The organism is Thalassotalea castellviae, from assembly GCF_031846185.1.
Lineage (GTDB): Bacteria > Pseudomonadota > Gammaproteobacteria > Enterobacterales > Alteromonadaceae > Thalassotalea_H > Thalassotalea_H castellviae.
In genome coordinates this window covers 258,784-278,977 of sequence record NZ_JAVRIF010000002.1, presented here as the reverse complement: position 1 = coordinate 278,977, position 20,194 = coordinate 258,784, and the positions used below count along the sequence as shown (strand labels likewise).

The 20,194-nt window shown below is 37.6% G+C and carries 21 protein-coding genes; 8 read left to right on the top strand and 13 right to left on the bottom strand.

Annotation, left to right across the window (positions count from 1 at the left end; translation table 11 throughout):
• Positions 1–17: 17 nt before the first annotated feature.
• From RM573_RS04980 to RM573_RS04960, 5 genes are all read right to left on the bottom strand, one after another.
• A complete protein-coding gene (locus RM573_RS04980; RefSeq protein WP_311578130.1) occupies positions 18–599 on the bottom strand; it encodes a cytochrome c oxidase subunit 3 family protein in 582 nt (193 codons plus the stop codon).
• On the bottom strand, positions 592–1,407 hold the full coding sequence (locus RM573_RS04975; RefSeq protein WP_311578127.1) for a CbbQ/NirQ/NorQ/GpvN family protein: 816 nt from the start codon (positions 1,405–1,407) through the stop codon (positions 592–594). Before RM573_RS04975 ends, RM573_RS04980 begins: the two co-directional genes overlap by 8 nt.
• A 174-nt stretch (positions 1,408–1,581) precedes the next feature.
• Positions 1,582–2,766: a hypothetical protein gene (locus RM573_RS04970; RefSeq protein ID WP_311578125.1), complete on the bottom strand. Its 1,185-nt coding sequence runs from the start codon at positions 2,764–2,766 to the stop codon at positions 1,582–1,584.
• 222 nt (positions 2,767–2,988) lie between these two features.
• On the bottom strand, positions 2,989–3,348 hold the full coding sequence (locus tag RM573_RS04965) for a cupredoxin domain-containing protein (RefSeq protein WP_311578122.1): 360 nt from the start codon (positions 3,346–3,348) through the stop codon (positions 2,989–2,991).
• 14 nt (positions 3,349–3,362) lie between these two features.
• Positions 3,363–4,286, bottom strand: coding sequence for a 4Fe-4S binding protein (locus RM573_RS04960; RefSeq protein WP_311578120.1), 924 nt, complete (start codon positions 4,284–4,286; stop codon positions 3,363–3,365).
• A gap of 168 nt (positions 4,287–4,454) precedes the next feature.
• Here RM573_RS04960 and RM573_RS04955 point away from each other — a divergent pair, with 168 nt between their 5' ends.
• A complete protein-coding gene (locus RM573_RS04955; RefSeq protein WP_311578118.1) occupies positions 4,455–5,132 on the top strand; it encodes an alpha/beta hydrolase in 678 nt (225 codons plus the stop codon).
• 45 nt (positions 5,133–5,177) lie between these two features.
• On the opposite strand, the gene RM573_RS04950 is transcribed toward RM573_RS04955, so the two are convergent.
• The 6 genes from RM573_RS04950 to RM573_RS04925 all read right to left on the bottom strand — a co-directional run bounded on the left by RM573_RS04950 (position 5,178) and on the right by RM573_RS04925 (position 10,280).
• Positions 5,178–5,810, bottom strand: a complete 633-nt coding sequence (locus RM573_RS04950) for a DsbA family oxidoreductase (protein WP_311578116.1) — start codon at positions 5,808–5,810, stop codon at positions 5,178–5,180.
• A gap of 98 nt (positions 5,811–5,908) precedes the next feature.
• The gene (locus tag RM573_RS04945) at positions 5,909–7,210 is read right to left on the bottom strand and encodes an ATP-binding protein (protein ID WP_311578114.1); all 1,302 of its coding nucleotides are present in this window, start codon (positions 7,208–7,210) and stop codon (positions 5,909–5,911) included.
• 3 nt (positions 7,211–7,213) lie between these two features.
• Positions 7,214–7,915 (bottom strand): response regulator transcription factor, encoded by a 702-nt coding sequence (locus tag RM573_RS04940; protein WP_311578112.1) that lies wholly within the window; start codon positions 7,913–7,915, stop codon positions 7,214–7,216.
• Between the two features lie 24 nt (positions 7,916–7,939).
• Complete coding sequence (locus tag RM573_RS04935) at positions 7,940–8,395, bottom strand: DUF3019 domain-containing protein (RefSeq protein WP_311578110.1); 456 nt, start codon at positions 8,393–8,395, stop codon at positions 7,940–7,942.
• A complete protein-coding gene (locus RM573_RS04930) occupies positions 8,385–9,236 on the bottom strand; it encodes a MipA/OmpV family protein (protein ID WP_311578107.1) in 852 nt (283 codons plus the stop codon). Before RM573_RS04930 ends, RM573_RS04935 begins: the two co-directional genes overlap by 11 nt.
• A gap of 210 nt (positions 9,237–9,446) precedes the next feature.
• Positions 9,447–10,280 carry a LysR family transcriptional regulator gene (locus tag RM573_RS04925; RefSeq protein ID WP_311578105.1) on the bottom strand — a complete coding sequence of 278 codons (834 nt, stop codon included), beginning with the start codon at positions 10,278–10,280 and terminating at the stop codon, positions 9,447–9,449.
• Positions 10,281–10,422: 142 nt separating this feature from the next.
• Between RM573_RS04925 and RM573_RS04920 the strand changes: the two genes are divergently transcribed.
• From RM573_RS04920 to RM573_RS04910, 3 genes are all read left to right on the top strand, one after another.
• Entirely contained in the window at positions 10,423–11,604 is a 1,182-nt protein-coding gene (locus tag RM573_RS04920; RefSeq protein ID WP_311578103.1) for an acyl-CoA dehydrogenase, read from the top strand.
• Positions 11,605–11,691: 87 nt separating this feature from the next.
• Complete coding sequence (locus RM573_RS04915; RefSeq protein ID WP_311578101.1) at positions 11,692–13,986, top strand: dehydrogenase E1 component subunit alpha/beta; 2,295 nt, start codon at positions 11,692–11,694, stop codon at positions 13,984–13,986.
• A 10-nt stretch (positions 13,987–13,996) separates the two neighbouring features.
• Positions 13,997–15,040 carry an ACP S-malonyltransferase gene (locus tag RM573_RS04910; protein ID WP_311578099.1) on the top strand — a complete coding sequence of 348 codons (1,044 nt, stop codon included), beginning with the start codon at positions 13,997–13,999 and terminating at the stop codon, positions 15,038–15,040.
• A gap of 55 nt (positions 15,041–15,095) precedes the next feature.
• Here RM573_RS04910 and RM573_RS04905 read toward each other — a convergent pair whose 3' ends face one another.
• Positions 15,096–15,932: a polysaccharide deacetylase family protein gene (locus tag RM573_RS04905; protein WP_311578096.1), complete on the bottom strand. Its 837-nt coding sequence runs from the start codon at positions 15,930–15,932 to the stop codon at positions 15,096–15,098.
• Positions 15,933–16,157: 225 nt separating this feature from the next.
• Here RM573_RS04905 and argR point away from each other — a divergent pair, with 225 nt between their 5' ends.
• Positions 16,158–16,628 carry a transcriptional regulator ArgR gene (gene argR, locus RM573_RS04900; protein WP_311578094.1) on the top strand — a complete coding sequence of 157 codons (471 nt, stop codon included), beginning with the start codon at positions 16,158–16,160 and terminating at the stop codon, positions 16,626–16,628.
• A 109-nt stretch (positions 16,629–16,737) separates the two neighbouring features.
• Here argR and RM573_RS04895 read toward each other — a convergent pair whose 3' ends face one another.
• Complete coding sequence (locus tag RM573_RS04895; protein WP_311578092.1) at positions 16,738–17,823, bottom strand: aldose epimerase family protein; 1,086 nt, start codon at positions 17,821–17,823, stop codon at positions 16,738–16,740.
• A 326-nt stretch (positions 17,824–18,149) separates the two neighbouring features.
• On the opposite strand from RM573_RS04895, the gene RM573_RS04890 reads away from it, so the two are divergent.
• From RM573_RS04890 to RM573_RS04880, 3 genes are all read left to right on the top strand, one after another.
• Entirely contained in the window at positions 18,150–18,611 is a 462-nt protein-coding gene (locus tag RM573_RS04890; RefSeq protein ID WP_311578090.1) for a GNAT family N-acetyltransferase, read from the top strand.
• Between the two features lie 164 nt (positions 18,612–18,775).
• Positions 18,776–19,333 (top strand): NAD/FAD-utilizing enzyme, encoded by a 558-nt coding sequence (locus RM573_RS04885; RefSeq protein WP_311578087.1) that lies wholly within the window; start codon positions 18,776–18,778, stop codon positions 19,331–19,333.
• A 299-nt stretch (positions 19,334–19,632) separates the two neighbouring features.
• Positions 19,633–20,094 carry a hypothetical protein gene (locus tag RM573_RS04880; protein ID WP_311578085.1) on the top strand — a complete coding sequence of 154 codons (462 nt, stop codon included), beginning with the start codon at positions 19,633–19,635 and terminating at the stop codon, positions 20,092–20,094.
• Positions 20,095–20,194: the final 100 nt, after the last annotated feature.

Sequence of the window (20,194 nt, the reverse complement as noted above, 5' to 3'; positions counted from 1 at the left end):
TGTTTGAGCTTTTTGTATTAGATAACGTAGATTAAAGGGAATAAAATAATCCATAATAAATCGACCATATGCCAATAACTTGCCCCCGCTTCGAAACCAGAAATATTGTCGCGATAAGCACCTTTGTAGGTTCTAATTGTGATATAGCTAAGAATAATCATACCTAAAATGACATGTAAAAAATGAAATGCAGTGATTAAAAAGTACAAAGTAAAAAATGTGTTGGTTTCTAGATTGATCCCTAGCCTAAAAAGCGATTGGTATTCCCACATTTTCACCACTAAGTATAAAACTGCGAATACAAGGGCTGTGATCAGCCATTTGACAGAAATCTTGCTATGACCTTGATGGACGGTGTTAAGGGCTAATGCAACAAAAAAACTACTGGTGATCAATGCTAGTGTATTTAACAGTCCCGCTATGGGGTGTAATTGCGCTTTTCCTTGATTGAACATGTCAGAATTTAATTGTTCAGTAACGGCAAAGCTAATGAAAAATATAGCAAAAACAGTTAATTCAGCTAAAATAAAAAACCACATGGCTAAATCGCCAGGTAGCTTTTTATCTTCATGCATTGTTAATGCTTGGGTGTTATTCATCAAAATATATACGGGCAACATCCATTAAGGCTTTAATCGTTTCAGGATCATCCGATAAAGGCTCTGCTAAACAACAGCGGCAAACATCCAGAGGATTCATCCCGCTAGACATCATTTTTGCTGCATAAATTAATAAACGTGTTGAAGCGACTTCGTCTAAATCATTTTGTTCTAAACGGCGCAATGCTTGAGCTAACTCAACCAATTTGAAAGCTAAATTGGGTGCGGCGCCAGCTTCTTTAATAAGAATTTCTTGTTCTAACTCCATTGTAGGATATTCAAAACGCAAGGCAACAAAGCGTTGACGAGTGCTAGGTTTCATCCCTTTTAATAAATTCTGATAACCAGGATTATAAGAAACTACTAACATAAAGTCCGGCGCTGCTTCTATAAGTTCCCCTGTTCGTTCTAACGGTAAAATACGACGATCATCAGCGAGAGGGTGCAATACCACCGTCGTATCTTTACGTGCTTCAACAACTTCATCTAAATAACAGATGCCGCCTTCACGTACCGCTTTAGTTAGCGGTCCATCTTGCCAATAAGTACCATCAGGACCAATCAAATGACGACCAACTAAATCAGCGGCGGTTAAATCATCGTGACATGAAACTGTATACAAGGGTTTGTGCAGCTTTTTAGCCATGTGAGTAACAAAACGCGTTTTCCCACAGCCGGTAGGCCCTTTAATTAATACTGGCAATTGGTGCTGATTTGCGTATTCAAACAGGGTAACTTCGTTACCTTGTGCTTGATAATATAACTCAGTTTTTAATTGAGTTGCTGCTTCTAAACTTACGGCGCTCATATGAACCTACTAAGAAATGACGTTATCTGAGGTTAAATTACTTGGTTCTGGGAATGGCTGCAAATTTGATTGATGCTTACTTGATACCGATCAAATCATTGATATGAATTTTGCTTAGATCGCTATCAAGTTGCTAAATTTTGTTGGGTATATTGGTATTGAATTAAAGAGGCTTTAACCAAAAATTGCTCGCATCAATGAGATAGCTTGCTCAACCGTTTTACCTTCTTTCACTTGATGAATTAACGTGTCACGTTTGTTGAGTAAATATGCCGGTAATTCTTCATCTTCTAAGGCGCGATCAATTAACGCTTCTGCTGATTCTTTGCTTCTTTTTCTTACCATTGGGGCTGATTTGGTCGTTTTCTTAAGAGGCTTATCACGAAGTTTGATGTAGTTAGATTTTTCCGCACTGCCTTTTTCCGCATGCAAAAATACATCAAGTAAAATTACGCGGTTATTCCATAAAATAAGCTCTTGCTCATTCTCTGGCGATGCTTGATGCCACCAAGCACAAGTTCTTATCGTACCTATCATGTCCTGCCAATATGCAGAAAAATCGAAGTTATTAAATTTGGCTATTGAAAAACCTTGGCAGAAAGTTTCGATTTTACTGGCGGTTAAGGCAATAAATTGATCGGGTCTTCTCATTGCCAATAAACGTGTTGCTGGCGCCAGTGGTGCTTTTTTGTCATTCGCTTTATCAGATGAGTAAGAAGAAAAGATATCTTGGTAAGCACTGACAAATTTATCATACTCATTTAACGTTACCTCTCCGGTTAACGGGATATGACTTAAAGCCTGATCAAAAGCTTGTGGCTGTTCAATGAATAATTGATGAAACACTTTCGCACTTTTGGTTGAGGCAAACCACTCTACGTCAAATTGATATAAGCTAATGTCGTGTTTGTTTGTGTGTTTACCTGCAAAGGCTAGTTTGTCTTCTTCAATCATTTCACTCAAAGGCTGTGTTTTTATCTCGTTGATATATTGAAGTAATCTTAATCGCTCATCTAAGGCATGCGCTATTTTTTGTTGCTGAATAAACTGACAAAATATCGGCCATGGTGCTATGCGAGTCATTTTTATTTGCGCACGGCTAATACTTGTTTTGAGAATGTCGTGTAATTTTTTTAGGCTCGGTAATTGTGCCGGCTCAAGCAAATCCATATTGATGCTATCGCGAGATAACTTGAGTAATTGATGACACCATCCCAAGAAGTCATTCGGGTGTTCATCTACTTTAATTGCCATTAAGTTCAGGCTAAGTTCGGGGACATATTTTAATATGTTTTGGTAAATAAAGTTTTCACTTTCAGATAAAGGCATTTTTACAGGGGAAGATAACAACTTTCTCATTGAACTTTTAAAGCTCCAGCACAACATAAATAAAGGTCGCGCATCATACCCAAATTATTCAGCAATGCAATGCTTAATCATCAGGTTTTAATGTTATTGAGCTTTAAAATTATTTGGCTAAATAAATTTAGCGCGCTGTCGTTAAACATCCTATTATTGGAGCAGATATTTTCACTATGATTTACAGGTTTATTTTCATCAATGTGACACCCCAGTGTTTACTTATTGCACGGTAACTGTCCCTGTCATTTTCGGGTGTGGTCCACATTCATAAACAAATACGCCCGTGTCATTAAACGTACGTTGATAACTTTCACCAGGGAAAAAGTAATCAGGCTCTTCTGTATTAAATTGTTTAAACCAAACATTATGATATTGACGCTTTTCAATGTTTTTCCATATCACGGTATCTCCTTTTTCAACCCTAATATCGGCAGGAATAAAGGCTTTTTTATATATTTCTACGACCACTTCTTTTGCGGATAGTTTGCTACTGAAAGTTAGTACCAGTAACAAAGGAATGAAACTAGCGTATTTAACATTGATATTTTTAACTCGCATTTGCATTGCCATGGCATACATAGTTATTCCCTCAATTATGTAATCGTTTTACTTTTAATTAGCTGCTGTGATGTTTTTACTGTTCCCGCCGCTCGATCTACTTCTTTAGCCGCTTGACCATCAACCCAGGTTAATAAACTGCCATGGGGATTATTCTTTTGTACCTGTGCGCAAGCTGCAATACATTGTGCGCATTGAGTACAAGTAAACTTTGCTCGCTTTACATTCCGAGTAGGTAGGCGCATAGGGCAGGCTTGATCACAAGGTTTATTTTCGTTTGATAAACTACATTCTCGGCAAGCTTTGGCACGTTTTCTGTCAAATTTTACTACCATTGCTTTTGGGTTCGCCATCCATATTAAACTTTGAAATAATCCTAAGGCACAGCCATATTTACAAAACAGATGACGAGCAAAAATAAAGTCGATTGAAAATATAATTGTTGCAGCCGTAATAAAAATTGTTGCGCCAAACCCTAACTGAAAAGTCACTAAATCATTGAGTAACTGCGCCGGGTTTAATAAGTAACTTAAGAGCGAAATAGCCCATATAAACGCGATAAAAATGGCGGTTAAAGTAACAATTATCTTTGGTAACATTCCCGCATTTTTTTTGCTGGCTTTTTCCCATAACGTCACTCTGTTGAGTTGTTTCAACATCAAATCATTAAGTAATTCAACCACGGAAAAATGTGGGCATAACCAACCACAATAGATGCGACCAAACCGCCAAATTAAGATAAATGAGAATACGACGAAAGCTATGCCAGGAAGGAGTACCCGAGAGAATATCTTTACCGCTGCATCAATACTATCGCCTCCACCAAAAAGGATAGGTTCAATACTAATTGTCCATGCTTGACCGAAAATGATGAAATGGCCCAGTTCAAGGTCAAAACGAAAAACATCGCATAACGGAGCAAAAATAAATAATAGAAAAAATGCGATTTTAGTCGTCATTCGGTAACGTTGCATGGTCATCGTGTGATCTAAATAATTTAACTAACACGAGCATAACAAGCTTTCGCTATGACGATATTAATCTAGATCATAGGAAATATAGATTGTTTTGATTAGCATAAAGGGCTGTTATCATACGCGACATAATCTTCTTGTTAGTGAAAAGTAATGTCAGCACAATCTCTAGAAAAAATTATTATAGAACCTAAAAATGCGGCCACCGCTTGCGTGATATGGTTGCATGGACTTGGTGATTCGGGAGACGGTTTCGCCCCGGTTGTCCCTATGTTAGGTTTACCTGCTCATCATAGTATTCGTTTTGTCTTTCCACATGCGCCAGAGCAACCCGTCACGATTAATCAGGGTTATGTGATGCGTTCTTGGTATGACATTAAAAGTATGGATTTACATAATCGAGCCGATATGGATGGCGTATTAAAATCAGAGCAATTGGTTCATCAATTAATTGAAGAACAAGTAGCAGCGGGCATTGATGTACAGAATATCGTGTTGGCGGGCTTTAGCCAAGGCGGTGTGGTTAGCTTGTTTAGCGGTTTAAGATATCCTAAAAAACTTGCGGGCATTCTTGCTTTATCTTGTTATTTACCCAGTGCTGATACTTTACCTGAAAAGCTAAGTGCGGAAAATTCATCTACGGCGATTTTACAACACCATGGCGAACAAGATGAAGTGGTTCCTCTTGCTGCGGGAAAAGTTGCCAATCAATTACTTCAGCAAGCGGGTTACCCGGTTACATGGAAAAGTTACCCTATGCCTCACAGTGTTTTACCTGAGCAACTCATTGATATCGGCAATTGGTTAAAAATTTGTTTACTTACTGATTAAGCGAAACGAGTCATTCTCTTGTAACTAAGTTAGGGTATGAAAGCCCTAACTTATATGCGCACTAATATTGGCTTGTAAAACCTTGTCACTGACATTGCCAAATAAAACTTGCCGGCTATTATCAATGATAAATGTAGGGCTACCTTTTAATGATTGTTGATTCGCGTATTGATAGTCGGTCATTAAGGCGGCGATAGCTTGGCCATTTTCCACGAATTTTTGCACAAGCGTTGTTTCTAAACCGTGCTCAGAAACTAGCTGCATTAATATGGATAACTGACTGATGTCGAGGGCGTCAATATAAAACGCTTTTCGAAATACTAACGCCATTTCGCTACTTTTATCGGCATGATATGCCAGCTCAATTGCTTTCAAAATTAAGTGGGCGGTTGTTGACGTAGTCGGTTGTACTTCCTGCCAAATTTTAGGGTTGATGATAGCATTAGGCTCACAGCTGGCTGAGTTTTTCACATGTTCAGCAAAGCCTTGATAATGGCCCCGTTCTGCCCATTGGTTTTGCATTTTTTGCTGAGTATCACCAAACACGTCGAGATATCTAAATTGGAAGCTGATTTGCTCACCAAACAGTTTTTCTAAACGTTCAATGCGTTGTTGTGATACCCACGCCCAAACACATAAAACATCTGTAAAATATTCAATTTTAATTGGTTTACTCATTTAGTTTCTCTATAGTTTGTTTTGAAAATTAAGGACTAGATTGAATCCGATTATTAAACCTTAATAGGCCAGCTAAAGATAGTAAAATTCAATGAAACTTAGGCTAGGTAACGCGGTAATGAAATTGTAAAACATGCACCTGATAAGTTTGTGGAGTTAGTCGCAGCAATTTTACCTTTATGCCAATGAACAACTTTTTGACAAATGGCTAAACCTAAACCGAAATGACCATGCTCTCTCGATCGCGCAGTATCAAGCTTAACAAAAGGATCGAAAATAATAGCTAAATCGTCTTGCGCTAAACCATCGCCATCATCTTCTACGATAAATTCGATTGTTTTCGTTTTTACTGCGACAGATAACACAACTTGGCTGCTGGCATATTGAACGGCATTGCTGATCAAATTTTGTAACGCTTGATGAAACCAATGAGAGTCTAAGGTGTAAACCATTGTTTTATCCAATAACTGACAAGTTAATTTAACATTGTATTGTTCGGCAAGCGATTGAAAATCATGACATATATTGCTTATAAATTGATTGATATCGACTTTTTCGGATCTTAAATGTATGCCTTGTCTTTCCATGCCAGCATAAGATAAAAAAGCACTAGTCATTGCTTCCATATTGGTAAGCTCTGCTTCCATTCTATTAAGGTACTCATTTTTCTTGGCAGTATTATCAGTATCAAGTGCTGCTTCAACGCCAAACCTTAAACATGACATAGGCGTACGAATATCGTGGGAAAGGCTACGCGCTAATAATTTATTATCGGCCATTAATTTTTCAATTTGGCTGGCCATTTGGTTGAAGCTTTTTTCAAGACGATTGATATAGGAAAAGCGACTATTAGGGACGCGCACGCCTAAATCACCCTTGCCAATTTTTTCCGCGGCATTGGTTAAGATAAATAAACGACGTGCTAGCGGAAATAACCATAAAATTAATATCGCACAAACACCTATATATAAAACCGCGGTTAACATTATGTTCAATTGTTGATTGTCTTCCGAAGTGCTTGGAAGTTGTAATTTGACCAACTGCTGCGGGTGTTGCGGTATTTTTCGTAATATATATGCTTGCTCATCGGTAGCAAGCAGTAAACCGCCATGTTGTGAAAGTTGCGATCGTAACGAAGCAGGTAGAGCAATATTATTTATGTCGTCTAATGTGATTGCTAGTTGGTAATGTTTCGCAAAATTTTCGGTTGTCTCGTGTATTGCTTTTTCAGGCAGGGTATTAAGCTGTGTAGTAAACCCTTCTACAAGTTGTTTATAAATATATATATCACTCTGCTCTTGAGGATTTTCTTGTTCGGCAACAAGTTGATCTAAGCCCCAACCAATAAAAAATAACGATCCTAATACTGCGATAATTATACTGAGAAATAATCGAGTCATGGGTTAATCATTCCAAGCATCGGCAACAAATAGATACCCTTTTCCCCATACAGTTTTAAACTTTTTTGGACTTTGTGGATCATCATTAAAGATTTTTCTTAAAGTAGAAAGCATGACGTCAAATCGCCTATCTAAACCATCATATTCTCGATTTTTCAACGCTTTAAATACGGTGTCTCGATCAACCACTTCACCGGCATGGTTGGCCAAAAACCAAAGGAATGCGAATAAACTGGTGGATAGTTCTATTTCCTTCCCGTTATAAATTACTCGGTTTGCTTCGCTGTTAATGCTTAATTGTCCTAGAGTAATCTCTTGGGTATTTTGCGGTGGCGCAACGTTAAATTTTAACGCACTGTTAATACGTGCTAATAGCGCTCTGGGTCTAACTGGTTTGATGACATAATCATTTGCTCCAGCTTCTAAGCCTATAACTTCATCAAATTCATCTGAACGTGCTGTTAACATAATTATCGGTAGTTGTGAGTCTTCTCTTAACAGACGACAAACTTCAATGCCGTTTAGACCCGGCAGCATAACATCTAACAACACTAAGTCGGGTGAAAACTCGCTAACTTTCTCTTGGACTAAGTCACCACGAGCAACATGTTCGACAATAAAATGTTGTTCTTGTAAATATTCTATCACCCAACCGGCTAATGTCAGGTCGTCTTCAACTAAAAGCAGTTTATGAGCGGTTGCCATGTATGATCCTCTTTACTATTTTCATTAGAATAAACGCCACCTTCTTTTTCTCGGTGTCGCTTTATGCACCCAACTAACATTGACAGCGGTTTCTGCAATAATGCTCTTAGTTTTCTCTGCGACTAATTGATATTCGCGCTTTATATCAGATTCAAACTCAAATTGAATTTGTTCGCCTTGACTGTTTTTCCAACATTGCATCAAAGTCTTTGTTGTTTTTTGATAGAGACAAAAATTTCCAATCGTTGGCGTTTGCCATTGAATAGCAACCGTTGCATAACACGTTCGTCCTTGGTGCAAAGCCACGCAATTAGCTGGTTTGGCCGACAAAAGAATATCATTTGCTGAGGTTAGTTTTGCCGATAATTGTATTTGCTTGTTTTCTTGTGCTATTACTTTTGATGCGGCTACTAAGCAAATTAATGCGCCTAGCCATGTTAATCTCAACCACGCAGTTCCATCGCCTAGTTTAAAAAACATACAGTACCCCCGCCATAATTTGGGAAGCATTTTCTGTTTCAACGATTGGACTCTCGCTTAAATCACCAAAGTAATAATTTTGGCTTAAACCAATATTAAACGTCCAAGATTTTGATAATGGATACTGAGCAAACACTTCAACTTGCGTGCGCAATGCGTGATGAGCGGTAAACTCTTCTCTCAAGGGGGACACTTCTTCACTGTCGATACCAACATAGTAATTCATGACTTTATCTGAGTAATAGGTCATGCCAGCGTTGAGGTAAATATCCCAATTGCGATAAGGAACAATATGGCTATAAAAGGCGTCCATCACCCAGCCATCAGCCGCACTTAATGGAGCTAAAGCGGCGATATCGAATGAAAAAATACTATCATCGTGAAAGCGGGTATAACGAATACCAATGCCATCAGCAGTTCCCCTTGATTTTAAACCCATTAAAATGGGGATATCTTTATCAGCAATGTCTATGACTTCTTCAGGATTAAAACCACCAATATATGATTTACTGATCACATCTAATTCCCAATCGTCTTCGACAATCAGTTGATAGCCAATTTCAGCACCTAAGTTATGGGTATCAGCACGGCGATGATCCGATTGTATAAAGAAGCCTTTATAATAGAAGTCGAATAATATTGAGATGTTAAGATAATTACCGAGGTTATCTTGATTGACCCCTTTAATAATAGAAGTAGTGTACTGTAATGAAACTCCCGCTTGTGCCTGCCAGCTAAAGGTTTTATTAAAGACGGTACTTTCTTTTAGTGGTTTTTTTTCATTAGCTAAACTATTTGTGCAGATAAACAACATCAATAGTAAAGCGAAACTAATTTTCATTACATTATGTATCCATTTGAGGTGTTATTAAACGTCACTTTTTTATAGGAAGTTATACTGTTTTACAGAACTTCCTGCGACTTATTACGTTATATTAACAAATGTAAATGTGCATTGTCTGTGTGTTCGAGAGTTGAATTGTATAAAAATTGTAAGAATGAATGCAGTTGGGGGAAGTCCTTTAACAGGAATTTTGGCATTTGACAAAATTTAGCTCTCTGAGATGAGTTTTACTTGTTGTCGTAGAGTGTTTAACAAGGGCGAGGGATGTTGGTAAGCCAGCACAATTTCACGCGTTAATTTAAGTTTATTGATTGCTTTGAACGTTAGATCCGTGTTTTCGATAATTTCAGGATGTGCGGGCACCAGCGCACAACCTAAACCTGCTCGTACTAAGCCGAGTGCATAATCTATGGTTTGAATTTTGGCTCGGATGTCTAATTGAATACCCGATAGCGTCAACGTGTCATTAAGCATTTGCCAGGCATTGCATGGAGATCGTTGAATAAAGGCCAAACCGTCTAGATCTGATAAACGTATTTCGTCTTTTAATGACAGCGGATGGTTCATCGGTAACACTAATAAATAATCTTCTTGCCAAATTAAATGATACTTTTCCTCATCTTTTAATTCTTCTTTAATGATGATGCGAGCATCTGAGTTTTCATGCTGTGGTACTAAAGTTAGCTCCATAGAGGGCTCGGCAGAAGTAAAATCATTTAATAAAGCGCTCATTCGTTTTACTCCTAACCCTTTGGTTACCCCTAAGCGAAAGCTTTGATGAATACCTTGAGATAAAAATGTTTGTTTAATGGCGTCTGCTTTACCTATAAGTTGTTTGGCAAGAGGGTAGAGTTTTTTTCCTTGATCTGTTGGCGTTACACCGCGCGCGTGGCGAGTAAACAAGGCTTGTTGTAATTCTAGTTCAAGTTGTGCAATGGCTGCTGAGATTGAAGGTTGGGCAATAAAGCAATGTTTAGCGGCGGCGCTAAAACTTTTTTGCTCATAAACCGTGATGAAATAATTAAGGTGTTTTAAATCCATTATTTGATTATTCAGGAAATGTAAAAAAAAAGCTATAGCTAAATTCTATAGCTGATAAAGAAAAACTATATTTTAACTTTAGCTAATTTTTGCTTAATCTTTGTTCATAACAATTAATTTTCTAATCTAAATAGGAAGCCTAATGTCAACTTCAAAACCTCATTTCAACTGGCAAGATCCACTGTTAATTGACTCTTTACTTTCAGAAGAAGAAAGAATGATCCGCGATAGCGCTCACCAATATTGTCAAGAAAAGCTACAGCCACGTGTTTTATTAGCGAATCGAAATGAAACCTTTGATCCTGAGATTATGAAAGAATTAGGCGCGCTAGGTTTGTTAGGTTGTACCATTGAAGAAAAATACGGTTGTGCAGACGTTAATTATGTCACCTACGGTTTAATTGCGCGTGAAGTTGAACGCGTTGACAGCGGATACCGAAGTGCCATGAGTGTCCAGTCTTCTTTAGTGATGCATCCTATTCATGCCTACGGGACAGAAGAACAAAAAATGAAGTACCTACCTAAACTTGCTACTGGCGAATTAATTGGCTGCTTTGGTTTAACGGAGCCTAATTCGGGATCAGATCCGGCGAGTTTATCAACCCGAGCGGAAAAAGTTGAAGGTGGTTATCGACTTACCGGTAATAAAATGTGGATCACTAACTCACCTATTGCCGATGTCTTTATTATTTGGGCGAAACTTGACGGAGTGATCAAAGGTTTTATTTTAGAAAAGGGCATGTCAGGGTTATCAGCGCCAAAAATTGAGGGGAAATTTTCATTACGAGCATCAATTACCGGTGAAGTAGTGATGGATAATGTATTCGTACCTGAAGAAAATTTATTACCACATGTTAAAGGCTTGTCAGGTCCTTTTGGTTGTTTAAATAAAGCCCGTTACGGCATTGGTTGGGGAGCTTTAGGGGCTGCCGAGTTTTGTTGGCATGCCGCAAGACAATACACCTTAGACCGTGAGCAATTTGGTAAGCCTTTAGCCGCAACGCAACTGATTCAAAAGAAACTTGCTGATATGCAAACTGAAATCACTACTGGTTTATTAGCCTGTTTGCAGGTAGGCCGTTTAATGGATTCTGGCACATTAGCCACGGAATCGATTTCATTAATTAAACGTAATTCTTGTGGCAAAGCCCTAGAAATTGCTCGCACCGCCAGAGACATGCATGGTGGCAATGGTATTGCTGATGAATTTCATGTGATCCGTCATATGATGAATTTAGAAGCGGTTAACACTTATGAAGGTACACATGATGTTCATGCTCTTATTTTAGGGCGTGCCCAAACAGGCATTCAAGCCTTTTTTTAAAACTTAATAATTTCTAAGTTCAGCAATAACGAAATCTATAAAAATATTGTTATTGCTGATGATTTGAGTTCAAGAAGGTAACTAGCAATGTCGGATCGCAATCAGTGTTTAAAAGAAAACTTTATTCACTTCGTTAAACAATTAAATTTACCATCACTCAGCTGCCAACTGACCCCCAAAGAGGTTGGTTTGACACCGAGTGCATTAGTGGATTTGTTTGAAACACAAGTAACCAGTCGTCATTTAGATTTACATTCAAGAGTCATGCAAAAGCAAGGGCAAAGTTTTTATACCATCGGTAGCTCTGGTCATGAAGGCAATTCTGCTATTGCTAAAGCTTTTCGTGCTAACGATATGGCATTTTTACATTATCGAAGTGGCGCGTTTACCTTGCAACGTAGTAAACAAGTGGATGGCCAAACGGCTATCTACGATATGTTACTTTCATTTGCTGCGGCAAAAGATGACCCTATTTCGGGTGGTCGGCATAAAGTGTTAGGCAGTAAAGCGTTATCGATCCCCCCTCAAACCAGCACTATCGCTTCTCACTTACCTAAAGCTATGGGAGCAGCCTTTTCGATTGGTTTGGCAAAGCGATTAGGACATCAAGGTGAAATGCCAAATGATAGTGTAATTATTTGTAGTTTCGGTGATGCATCCTCAAATCATTCAACCGCGCAAGGGGCCATCAATAGTGCCGCTTGGGCAGCCTTTCAATCGATTCCTATGCCGATTGTTTTTGTTTGTGAAGATAATGGCATTGGTATTTCCACTTCAACGCCCCATGGTTGGATTGAAGCCAACTATAAAAATAAAGCAGGGCTAACTTATTTAACTTGTGATGGTTTAAACCTTTTAGACACCTATCGTGTCAGCCAGCAAGCTGCAAATTTGGCCCGTGAAAAACAACAACCGGTTTTTCTTCATGTGAAATTAATTCGTTTATTAGGACATGCCGGCTCAGATGCTGAGTTTGTGTATCGTAAACAAGCAACGATAGAAGCGAATGAACAAAATGATCCTTTGCTCCATAGCGCTAAAATTTTACTGGATAATCATATTTTAACCGTGGATGAGATTATTGATCTTTATGAAAACATGGCCGAACGCATAGAAAAAATTGCTGAAGAAGTCGTCAAAAAGCCGCGATTACAAAATGCAAATGAAGTGATGGAAAGTATTGTGCCGCCCAGCATAGAAAGCCTACCTAATTTGGTGAGCGAAACAAAACGACAAGCGCTTTTTCAACACGAAAAACATAACCTGACTAAGCCACAACATCTCGCTAAATTGATCAATTGGACGTTACTCGATTTAATGGCTCAACATGAAAATGTTGTCTTGTTAGGAGAAGATATTGCAAAGAAAGGTGGCGTTTATAATGTTACAACTAAACTCGTAGAACGTTTTGGTAAAAATCGAGTGATGAACACTTTACTTGATGAACAATCTATTTTGGGTGGCGCTATTGGACTTGCTCATAATGGTTTTGTGCCAATTCCTGAAATTCAATTTTTAGCGTATGTACATAATGCTGAAGACCAAATTCGCGGAGAAGCGGCAACCTTATCGTTTTTCTCTAAAGGACAATATACCAATCCTATGGTGATCCGTATTGCTGGGCTTGCTTATCAAAGAGGTTTCGGTGGTCATTTTCATAATGATAATTCGTTTGCCGTCTTTCGTGATATTCCTGGGCTAATTATCGCTTGTCCTTCTAACGGAGCCGATGCGGTCAAATTGTTACGAACGTCGGTGAAATTAGCAAAAGAGCAGCAACGTGTGGTGGTGTTTTTAGAGCCTATTGCTTTATACATGACGAAAGATTTACATCAAGAAGGTGATGGATTATGGACATTTGAATACCCAGCCCCTGCTCAGCAAAGTGTTGACGCGGCCACGCATGATTTAGCGACTAACATCTCGAAAGAGAATAATGCTAGTGAGGAAAATGACTTGGCTGTTGCAGTGCATGGCGATGGCACGGATTTATGTATTTTAACCTATGGAAATGGTTATTACTTATCGCGTCAAGCGGAAAAAGAGCTTGTGAAGAAGGGGATTGAATGTCGAGTCGTTGATTTACGTTGGTTAGCTCCTCTAGATGAACGAGGCATTATTGCCCAAGCGCAAGCTTGTAAAAAGGTGTTAATCGTGGATGAGTGTCGAAAAACCGGTTCAATTAGCGAAGCGATTCTGGCGTTACTCTGTGAAAAATCAACTAATGATGCGCATGCGGTACAACGACTTTGTGCTCAAGATAGTTTTATTCCTCTTGGAAGTGCGGCTTATCATGTGCTGCCGAGTAAAGAGGATATTGTTAAAATTGCCAGTGAAATGTGTTTAACAAGCACTAAGGCCCATGCTAAAGCAAAAGCGTAGGAAAATGAAAATGACAAGTAAAAAGCAACGCGCTGTGGTGATTTGTCCTGGGCGTGGTACCTATAATAAAGAAGAGCTTGGCTATTTAAAAAATTATCATGGCGACAAACTCACTTTTATTGAGAATATTGATCAATATCGCCAGTTGAAAGGTCAGCTTGCTATTAGCGAACTCGATGCAATGGAAAACTATAGCATGCGTACGCATACCGCCGGTGAGAATGCTTCTGCCCTAATTTACGCGTGTGCATATAATGATCATCAAGCCATTAATCCTGAGCTTTATGATGTTGTTGCCGTAACGGGTAATTCAATGGGTTGGTATATTGCATTGGCGGTAGCTGGCGCATTAAATCACGATTCAGCTATCGAGTTAATTAATACCATGGGCTCAATGATGAGCAATGGCTTAATTGGCGGTCAATTGATATATCCTATTATCGATGAACATTGGCTAAAAGATAAATCACGCGAAGCACAAGTGATGCAATGTTTGGTTGAAGTGAATCAACAAGCAGGTTGTGAAGTTTATGTCTCAATTTATTTAGGCGGATATGTGGTTTTTGGCGGCAATAAACAGGGCTTAAAAGCTTTAGAAAATCGTTTGCCTATCATTGATGAGCGCTATCCAATGAACCTTTTTAATCATGCTGCTTTTCACACGCCTTTGTTGTCGAGTGTTTCTGAACAAGCATTAAAGCAACTTCCGGTTTCCTTGTTTTCTACACCTGATATACCGTTAATTGATGGTTTAGGGAATATTTGGCAACCGTACTCTACCGATCTCAATAAATTACACCAATACACATTAACCACACAAGTAACCGAACCTTATAATTTCAGCAAAGCGCTAGAAGTCGCGATTAAGGAATATGCGCCAGATAAATTAATTATTTTAGGTCCAGGTGCTACGTTAGGGGGAGCCGTAGCACAATGTTTAATTGAACATAAGTGGTTAGGTTTATCATCTAAAAAAGACTTTGTTGAGCAACAAAAGCAAGCGCCTTTTATACTTTCAATGGGCATCGCTGAACAACGAAAACTGGTGCTTTGACTATATAAAGAAATTTTGAATTAGCTAAGGTGAAAACTATAGCGCTAGCCAAATTTTAATGTGAAGAGATAAGCTTTTCAACCGTCACAAATTGATAATCAAGTTGTCGATAATGTTGAATGATTTCATCTAAAGCATCCACTGTGCTTTGTCGATTTCCGCCACCGTCATGCATTAATATAATGGCTTCTGGGTGAGCGTATTTAATGGCAAGCGCAGCAATATTTTTTTCAGTATTAATATTGTCATTCCAGTCTTGAGTGTCTATAGACCAAATAACCGTTTTCATCTTTTGTGTGATGAGTTTATTAACTATTTTTTCTGTAGTGCTACCAAAAGGTGGACGAAATAAAGAAGGAGTGACACCTGTGATATGTTTAATGAGATTATTGGTAGGTAAAATTTGCTCTTGCCAGTAATTTTCAGGAACTTGATATTCGTTAGCATTGGAATGATCCCAAGAATGGTTCGCGATTAAATGCCCTTCATCATGAAGTTGTTTAACTAAATTAGGAAACGACTTGATAGCATTGCCTGTCATGAAAAATGTCGCTTTAATGTTATATTCATTAAGCTTGTTAAGTATTTGGAGAGTATATTTTGAAGGACCATCATCAAAGGTTAAGGCAACTTTTTTAGAATAAGTTTTTCCTTCGATAATGTAGCTTTCTGGGTATTGGTAAGCGCGTTTTTCGTGGCTATTTACTGGGACTATGCCATCGATTAGATGATCCGTGCGAATAGTTAATCGCTCTTTTAAATCATGTTTGTATATTTGATTGACTTGGTTTTGGCTATTCGTTTGAATTGAAAGATTTTCAGCAGACTGACATCCAATAAAAGTGGTTAGTAAAAGCGCTAAAATATATCGTTTTAAATTTTTATTACGCATGCTGTTTTCTATACCATTGAAAAGTTATTATTTATAAACGAAATAATACTATAAATAACAAAATAAATTCGTATAAATATTCATCAAAAATAATTGGTTATTAATTGTTACTCTTAGCAATCAATGAGTTAGTGTTTTAATGTATTATGTGAGTGAATAAAAAGTAGGATTAATCAGGGAAAATGGCTAATATATCAATATCAGGGATTTATATTAAAAAAGACAATGACATCTATACGTAAGAAAAATGAAGCTGAGCTTCAACTCGCTTTTAAAGCTTTATTACATGAGCAATGTTATGGATCGCAAAGTCAATTAGCACAAGCGCTAGATGACCAAGGATTTACGAATATTTCTCAAGCTAAAATTTCGCGCTTATTATCAAAACTCGGTGCGGTTAAAATGCGAAATGCTAATGATCAGGTTGTTTATATTTTACCGGATGAATTGGCAATTCCTAAATCACGCCAAGCAATTCAATCGGTAGTGGTGAGTGTTAAACATAATAATACGCAAATTATTGTTAAAACAGGAATTGGTGGCGCGCCTTTAATTTCTAGAATGCTTGATAGTATGGGTGAATCCGCTGGCATTTTAGGGACGTTAGCAGGTGATGATACTATCTTTATTGCCCCCGTTGATGTGAACAATATCGCTAATATCACCGAAGATATTAAAAGATTATTAGACGTTTAATCTTTTAAAACAAGTAAGCGTTTGTGATAAACCTAAAACAAAAAAGAAGTGCAGTTCACTTCTTTTTTGTTTTTTAGTCGGCGTGTTTTGTGTTCATTTCAATTTAATTCTAGGCTAAATCAAACACATAACGAGTTTGGCTATAAAATGGCTGTTCAGGCGTTAATAAACAATTTTCTATATTTACCCCTTTTTCTTTATTATTTGCTCGTTGAGGCTCTAAACAAAGTGCAGCTCTGCGTTGATATTGCACATTGTTTTTCCCGTAATGACTGCCATCAATATAATTTGCCGTATATAAAATCATACTGGGTTGATCGGTAAAAATAGTTAACCGTCTTCCTGAGTTTTCGTCAATGGCTTGCGCAGCATATTCATTCATGGCTATGGCGTTTTCATTTAATAGCCAGTAATTATCAAAACCAAGCCCGATACGAATTTGGTCATCGTCATTATTATCAATCTCTTTCGCTAAAAATTTTGCTTTAGAAAAGTCGTGGGCGGTATTGGTGACTGATTTGATTTCGCCAGTAGGATAGGCTTTTTCTGACATGGGAAGGAAGTAATCAGCGTTAATCGATACTTTATGTTGGTGAATATTCCCCGAGTCGTGACCGGCCAAATTGAAGTAACTATGCTGAGTTAAATTAATTATTGTGGTTTTGTTGGTTTCCGCAAAATATTCAACGATTAATTCGTTGTCTACCGTCAAATGATATTTAACGGTAAAGTTGACTTCTCCTGGAAACCCTTCTTCGCCATCAGGGCTAGAATAGGACAGTATAATGCTACTTTTATTTTCTTCTTGTGCCGTGCATGCATGCCATAATTGTTTATTTAAAGCTTTTTTGCCACCATGTAATTGGCTATCTGGGGCATTGAGTGCAAGTTGATATAAATGCCCATTAAGTTCAAATTGTCCTTTATCGATTCTTCCCGCATATCGACCGATAACGGCACCTAAATAATAACTATCAGCCTCATAATCACTAACACGGTCGTAGCCTAAAACAACATCGGCTAATCGTTGCGTTTTATCTAATGTAAGAATCGAGACAATAATGCCACCAAAGTTAGTGATTTTAACTTGCATGCCTTGCGGAGTCGTTAACGTATAGAGTGATGCTGAAGTGCCATTAGAGAGTTGACCAAAACTTTCTTCGTGAATACTTACCATGGCAGGGGGGGGAGTCATTATCAACTTAACCTCATATTTATACGTTACAACTTTTCTAAACAACTAATGCACTTATCTATATTGCATCAGTATTCGCTTCTTAGGCTACAGGGGAATTCATCTTTCTTCAAAGAAAATATGATTGTGAGGAACATTTATCAAAGCATGAAGGTTCACGGTGATTTACTGAATTATTGTGAGTAAATTTTCATCATTATTCGATGACTTTTTGTGTGTCTTAGTGAAACGGTTATGTGAGCGAGTAAACTTACAATGAATATCATTGAAAGATTGAACATCTCATGTGATGATTGAAATAACAACGGGTTAGCGAATGTGAATATATGAAAATTCGAGCTGCGACTATACAAGATATTGAAGCTTTGAGGGTTTTTGAGCAAGGTGTCATTAAAGCTGAGCGTCCATATGACGAAACTTTACAAGTAGATCCTATTGAATACTATGATCTGGAATCATTGATTGTCGCTAACGATACTCAAATAGTGGTGGTTGAATTGAATCAAGCAATTATTGCTTGTGGTTATGCACGAATAAAACAAGCAAAAAAGTATGCCAATTATAACTTTTATAGCTATTTAGGTTTTATGTTTGTTCAAGAAGAATACCGAGGTAAAGGATTGAACCATCGGGTTATCGACGCATTAACACAATGGAGTTTAGAACAAGGAGTGACTATGATGCATTTAGATGTTTATACAGAAAATGCTTCTGCGATCCGTGCTTATCAAAAAGTCGGCTTTAAAGAATATTTAGTCGAAATGCGCATGGATATTTCACAAAAATAACCGCTTGATTTTGTTTTTTATCGCTAATAAAACATCTAGATTATTTTAGGACTATACTTACCGTTATCTGCTATTACTTGAAGAAGAAGCGTAAGTTTTTAGGGGAAAAATCAACCTAGAAAGGTCCGAACGTTAGCTGGAAGTTACCGATAAAGGAGTAGCTTATGTTAAGACATTATTATATTACGGATAGGTTAGAAGATTTAGCGCAAGTTGAGCAAGCGTTAATTAGCCAAGGCATGTTAGATTCTCAAATTCATATTTTAAGCGAACAAGACGCTGAAGTTGCTATGTTACAGCTTCACGAAGTTGAATCAGTATTAAAAAAAGATGTAATTCATTCAACAAAAATTGGCGCAATGGTCGGTTGTGTTTTAGCCATTATTACCTTGCTTTTTGCCTATTTTATGAATTGGTTTAATAGCCCAAGCGGTTGGTTACCCTTTGTTTTTCTTTCGATTATTATTATTGGGTTTTGTACCTGGGAAGGAGGGTTTATCGGGATTCAAACTGATAATATCAATTTTAGGCGTTTTAAACGTTTATTGACTAATGGCATGCATGTATTGTTCGTTGATATTGAACCTAAACAAAAATTTACCTTAGATAGTGTTATAAAAGAGTTTCCTAGTATTCAAGCACAAGGCACTGGCGATGCATCTCCACACTGGGTTGTTTATGGTCGAGACAAATATCAAACGTTCATGAAATCAATGCCCTAACAGTTTATTAAAAAAAGTTATAAAAAAAGCTTGTTCAACAATAGCAATTGGCTAATTTTTGCCTACACTTATAAGTGCAAAGCAAAACTTACTTCTTTGTTTCATGTCCATGCGCTTTAATGATTATTCATTAAAGCGCATTTTTATTGAATCATTTCAATGGAATATATAACTATTCTTTCGTTGAATCACTTCATGCTGAAATTAGCACTTCCATAACAATCATTTTCATGACCCTGTTTACCCTTTAAAGATTAACGTTTATGCTATTTGGCTGATGATTTTGTTGAGTATGAACAATGACGGATAAACCTGCTAGTCGCTGGTCAATCTTTAAAAAACTAGTAATTTTCCAAGTCAAATTAGCGTTTGATGCATTAAGGGACCTTTTCTTAAGCCCCATTTCTTTTGGTTGCGCTTTGATTGATATCATAAAAAATAACCCTGATGAGCAAAGTTATTTTAAAAAATTAATGACGTTTGGGGGGAAAACAGATCTGTGGCTTAATTTGTTTTCTCAACATGATTATACGCCTGATGATGCTAACAAGAGTGAAGAGAGAACAATCTCTGGTCGGGAGAGTGATGAAAACTTACAAAAAAATGCCGACCAATTATTCGACAAAATTGAAGATCTGATCCGAGAACAATCCGCAAAAGGGGGCTTAACTACCTCAGCAAAAAGTACTTTAGATGGGGTTTTACAAAAGCTGGCGAATCACCCCGTGAGTAAGATTTCAGAAAAAGGTAAGGCCGATTAAACAATAACTTGATACCTTAAAACAAAATATAATGATTGAACAAATGAATACTAGTGTTATCTCTGCCTATTAGCCGTTAGAATAATGCATTAGTTAATGA

Coding starts and splice junctions, on each gene's coding strand:
- RM573_RS04980 (WP_311578130.1), bottom strand. CDS start 599: ATGAATAACACCCAAGCATTAACAATGCATGAAGATAAAAAGCTACCT.
- RM573_RS04975 (WP_311578127.1), bottom strand. CDS start 1,407: ATGAGCGCCGTAAGTTTAGAAGCAGCAACTCAATTAAAAACTGAGTTA.
- RM573_RS04970 (WP_311578125.1), bottom strand. CDS start 2,766: ATGAGAAAGTTGTTATCTTCCCCTGTAAAAATGCCTTTATCTGAAAGT.
- RM573_RS04965 (WP_311578122.1), bottom strand. CDS start 3,348: ATGTATGCCATGGCAATGCAAATGCGAGTTAAAAATATCAATGTTAAA.
- RM573_RS04960 (WP_311578120.1), bottom strand. CDS start 4,286: ATGACGACTAAAATCGCATTTTTTCTATTATTTATTTTTGCTCCGTTA.
- RM573_RS04955 (WP_311578118.1), top strand. CDS start 4,455: ATGTCAGCACAATCTCTAGAAAAAATTATTATAGAACCTAAAAATGCG.
- RM573_RS04950 (WP_311578116.1), bottom strand. CDS start 5,810: ATGAGTAAACCAATTAAAATTGAATATTTTACAGATGTTTTATGTGTT.
- RM573_RS04945 (WP_311578114.1), bottom strand. CDS start 7,210: ATGACTCGATTATTTCTCAGTATAATTATCGCAGTATTAGGATCGTTA.
- RM573_RS04940 (WP_311578112.1), bottom strand. CDS start 7,915: ATGGCAACCGCTCATAAACTGCTTTTAGTTGAAGACGACCTGACATTA.
- RM573_RS04935 (WP_311578110.1), bottom strand. CDS start 8,395: ATGTTTTTTAAACTAGGCGATGGAACTGCGTGGTTGAGATTAACATGG.
- RM573_RS04930 (WP_311578107.1), bottom strand. CDS start 9,236: ATGAAAATTAGTTTCGCTTTACTATTGATGTTGTTTATCTGCACAAAT.
- RM573_RS04925 (WP_311578105.1), bottom strand. CDS start 10,280: ATGGATTTAAAACACCTTAATTATTTCATCACGGTTTATGAGCAAAAA.
- RM573_RS04920 (WP_311578103.1), top strand. CDS start 10,423: ATGTCAACTTCAAAACCTCATTTCAACTGGCAAGATCCACTGTTAATT.
- RM573_RS04915 (WP_311578101.1), top strand. CDS start 11,692: ATGTCGGATCGCAATCAGTGTTTAAAAGAAAACTTTATTCACTTCGTT.
- RM573_RS04910 (WP_311578099.1), top strand. CDS start 13,997: ATGACAAGTAAAAAGCAACGCGCTGTGGTGATTTGTCCTGGGCGTGGT.
- RM573_RS04905 (WP_311578096.1), bottom strand. CDS start 15,932: ATGCGTAATAAAAATTTAAAACGATATATTTTAGCGCTTTTACTAACC.
- argR (WP_311578094.1), top strand. CDS start 16,158: ATGACATCTATACGTAAGAAAAATGAAGCTGAGCTTCAACTCGCTTTT.
- RM573_RS04895 (WP_311578092.1), bottom strand. CDS start 17,823: ATGACTCCCCCCCCTGCCATGGTAAGTATTCACGAAGAAAGTTTTGGT.
- RM573_RS04890 (WP_311578090.1), top strand. CDS start 18,150: ATGAAAATTCGAGCTGCGACTATACAAGATATTGAAGCTTTGAGGGTT.
- RM573_RS04885 (WP_311578087.1), top strand. CDS start 18,776: ATGTTAAGACATTATTATATTACGGATAGGTTAGAAGATTTAGCGCAA.
- RM573_RS04880 (WP_311578085.1), top strand. CDS start 19,633: ATGACGGATAAACCTGCTAGTCGCTGGTCAATCTTTAAAAAACTAGTA.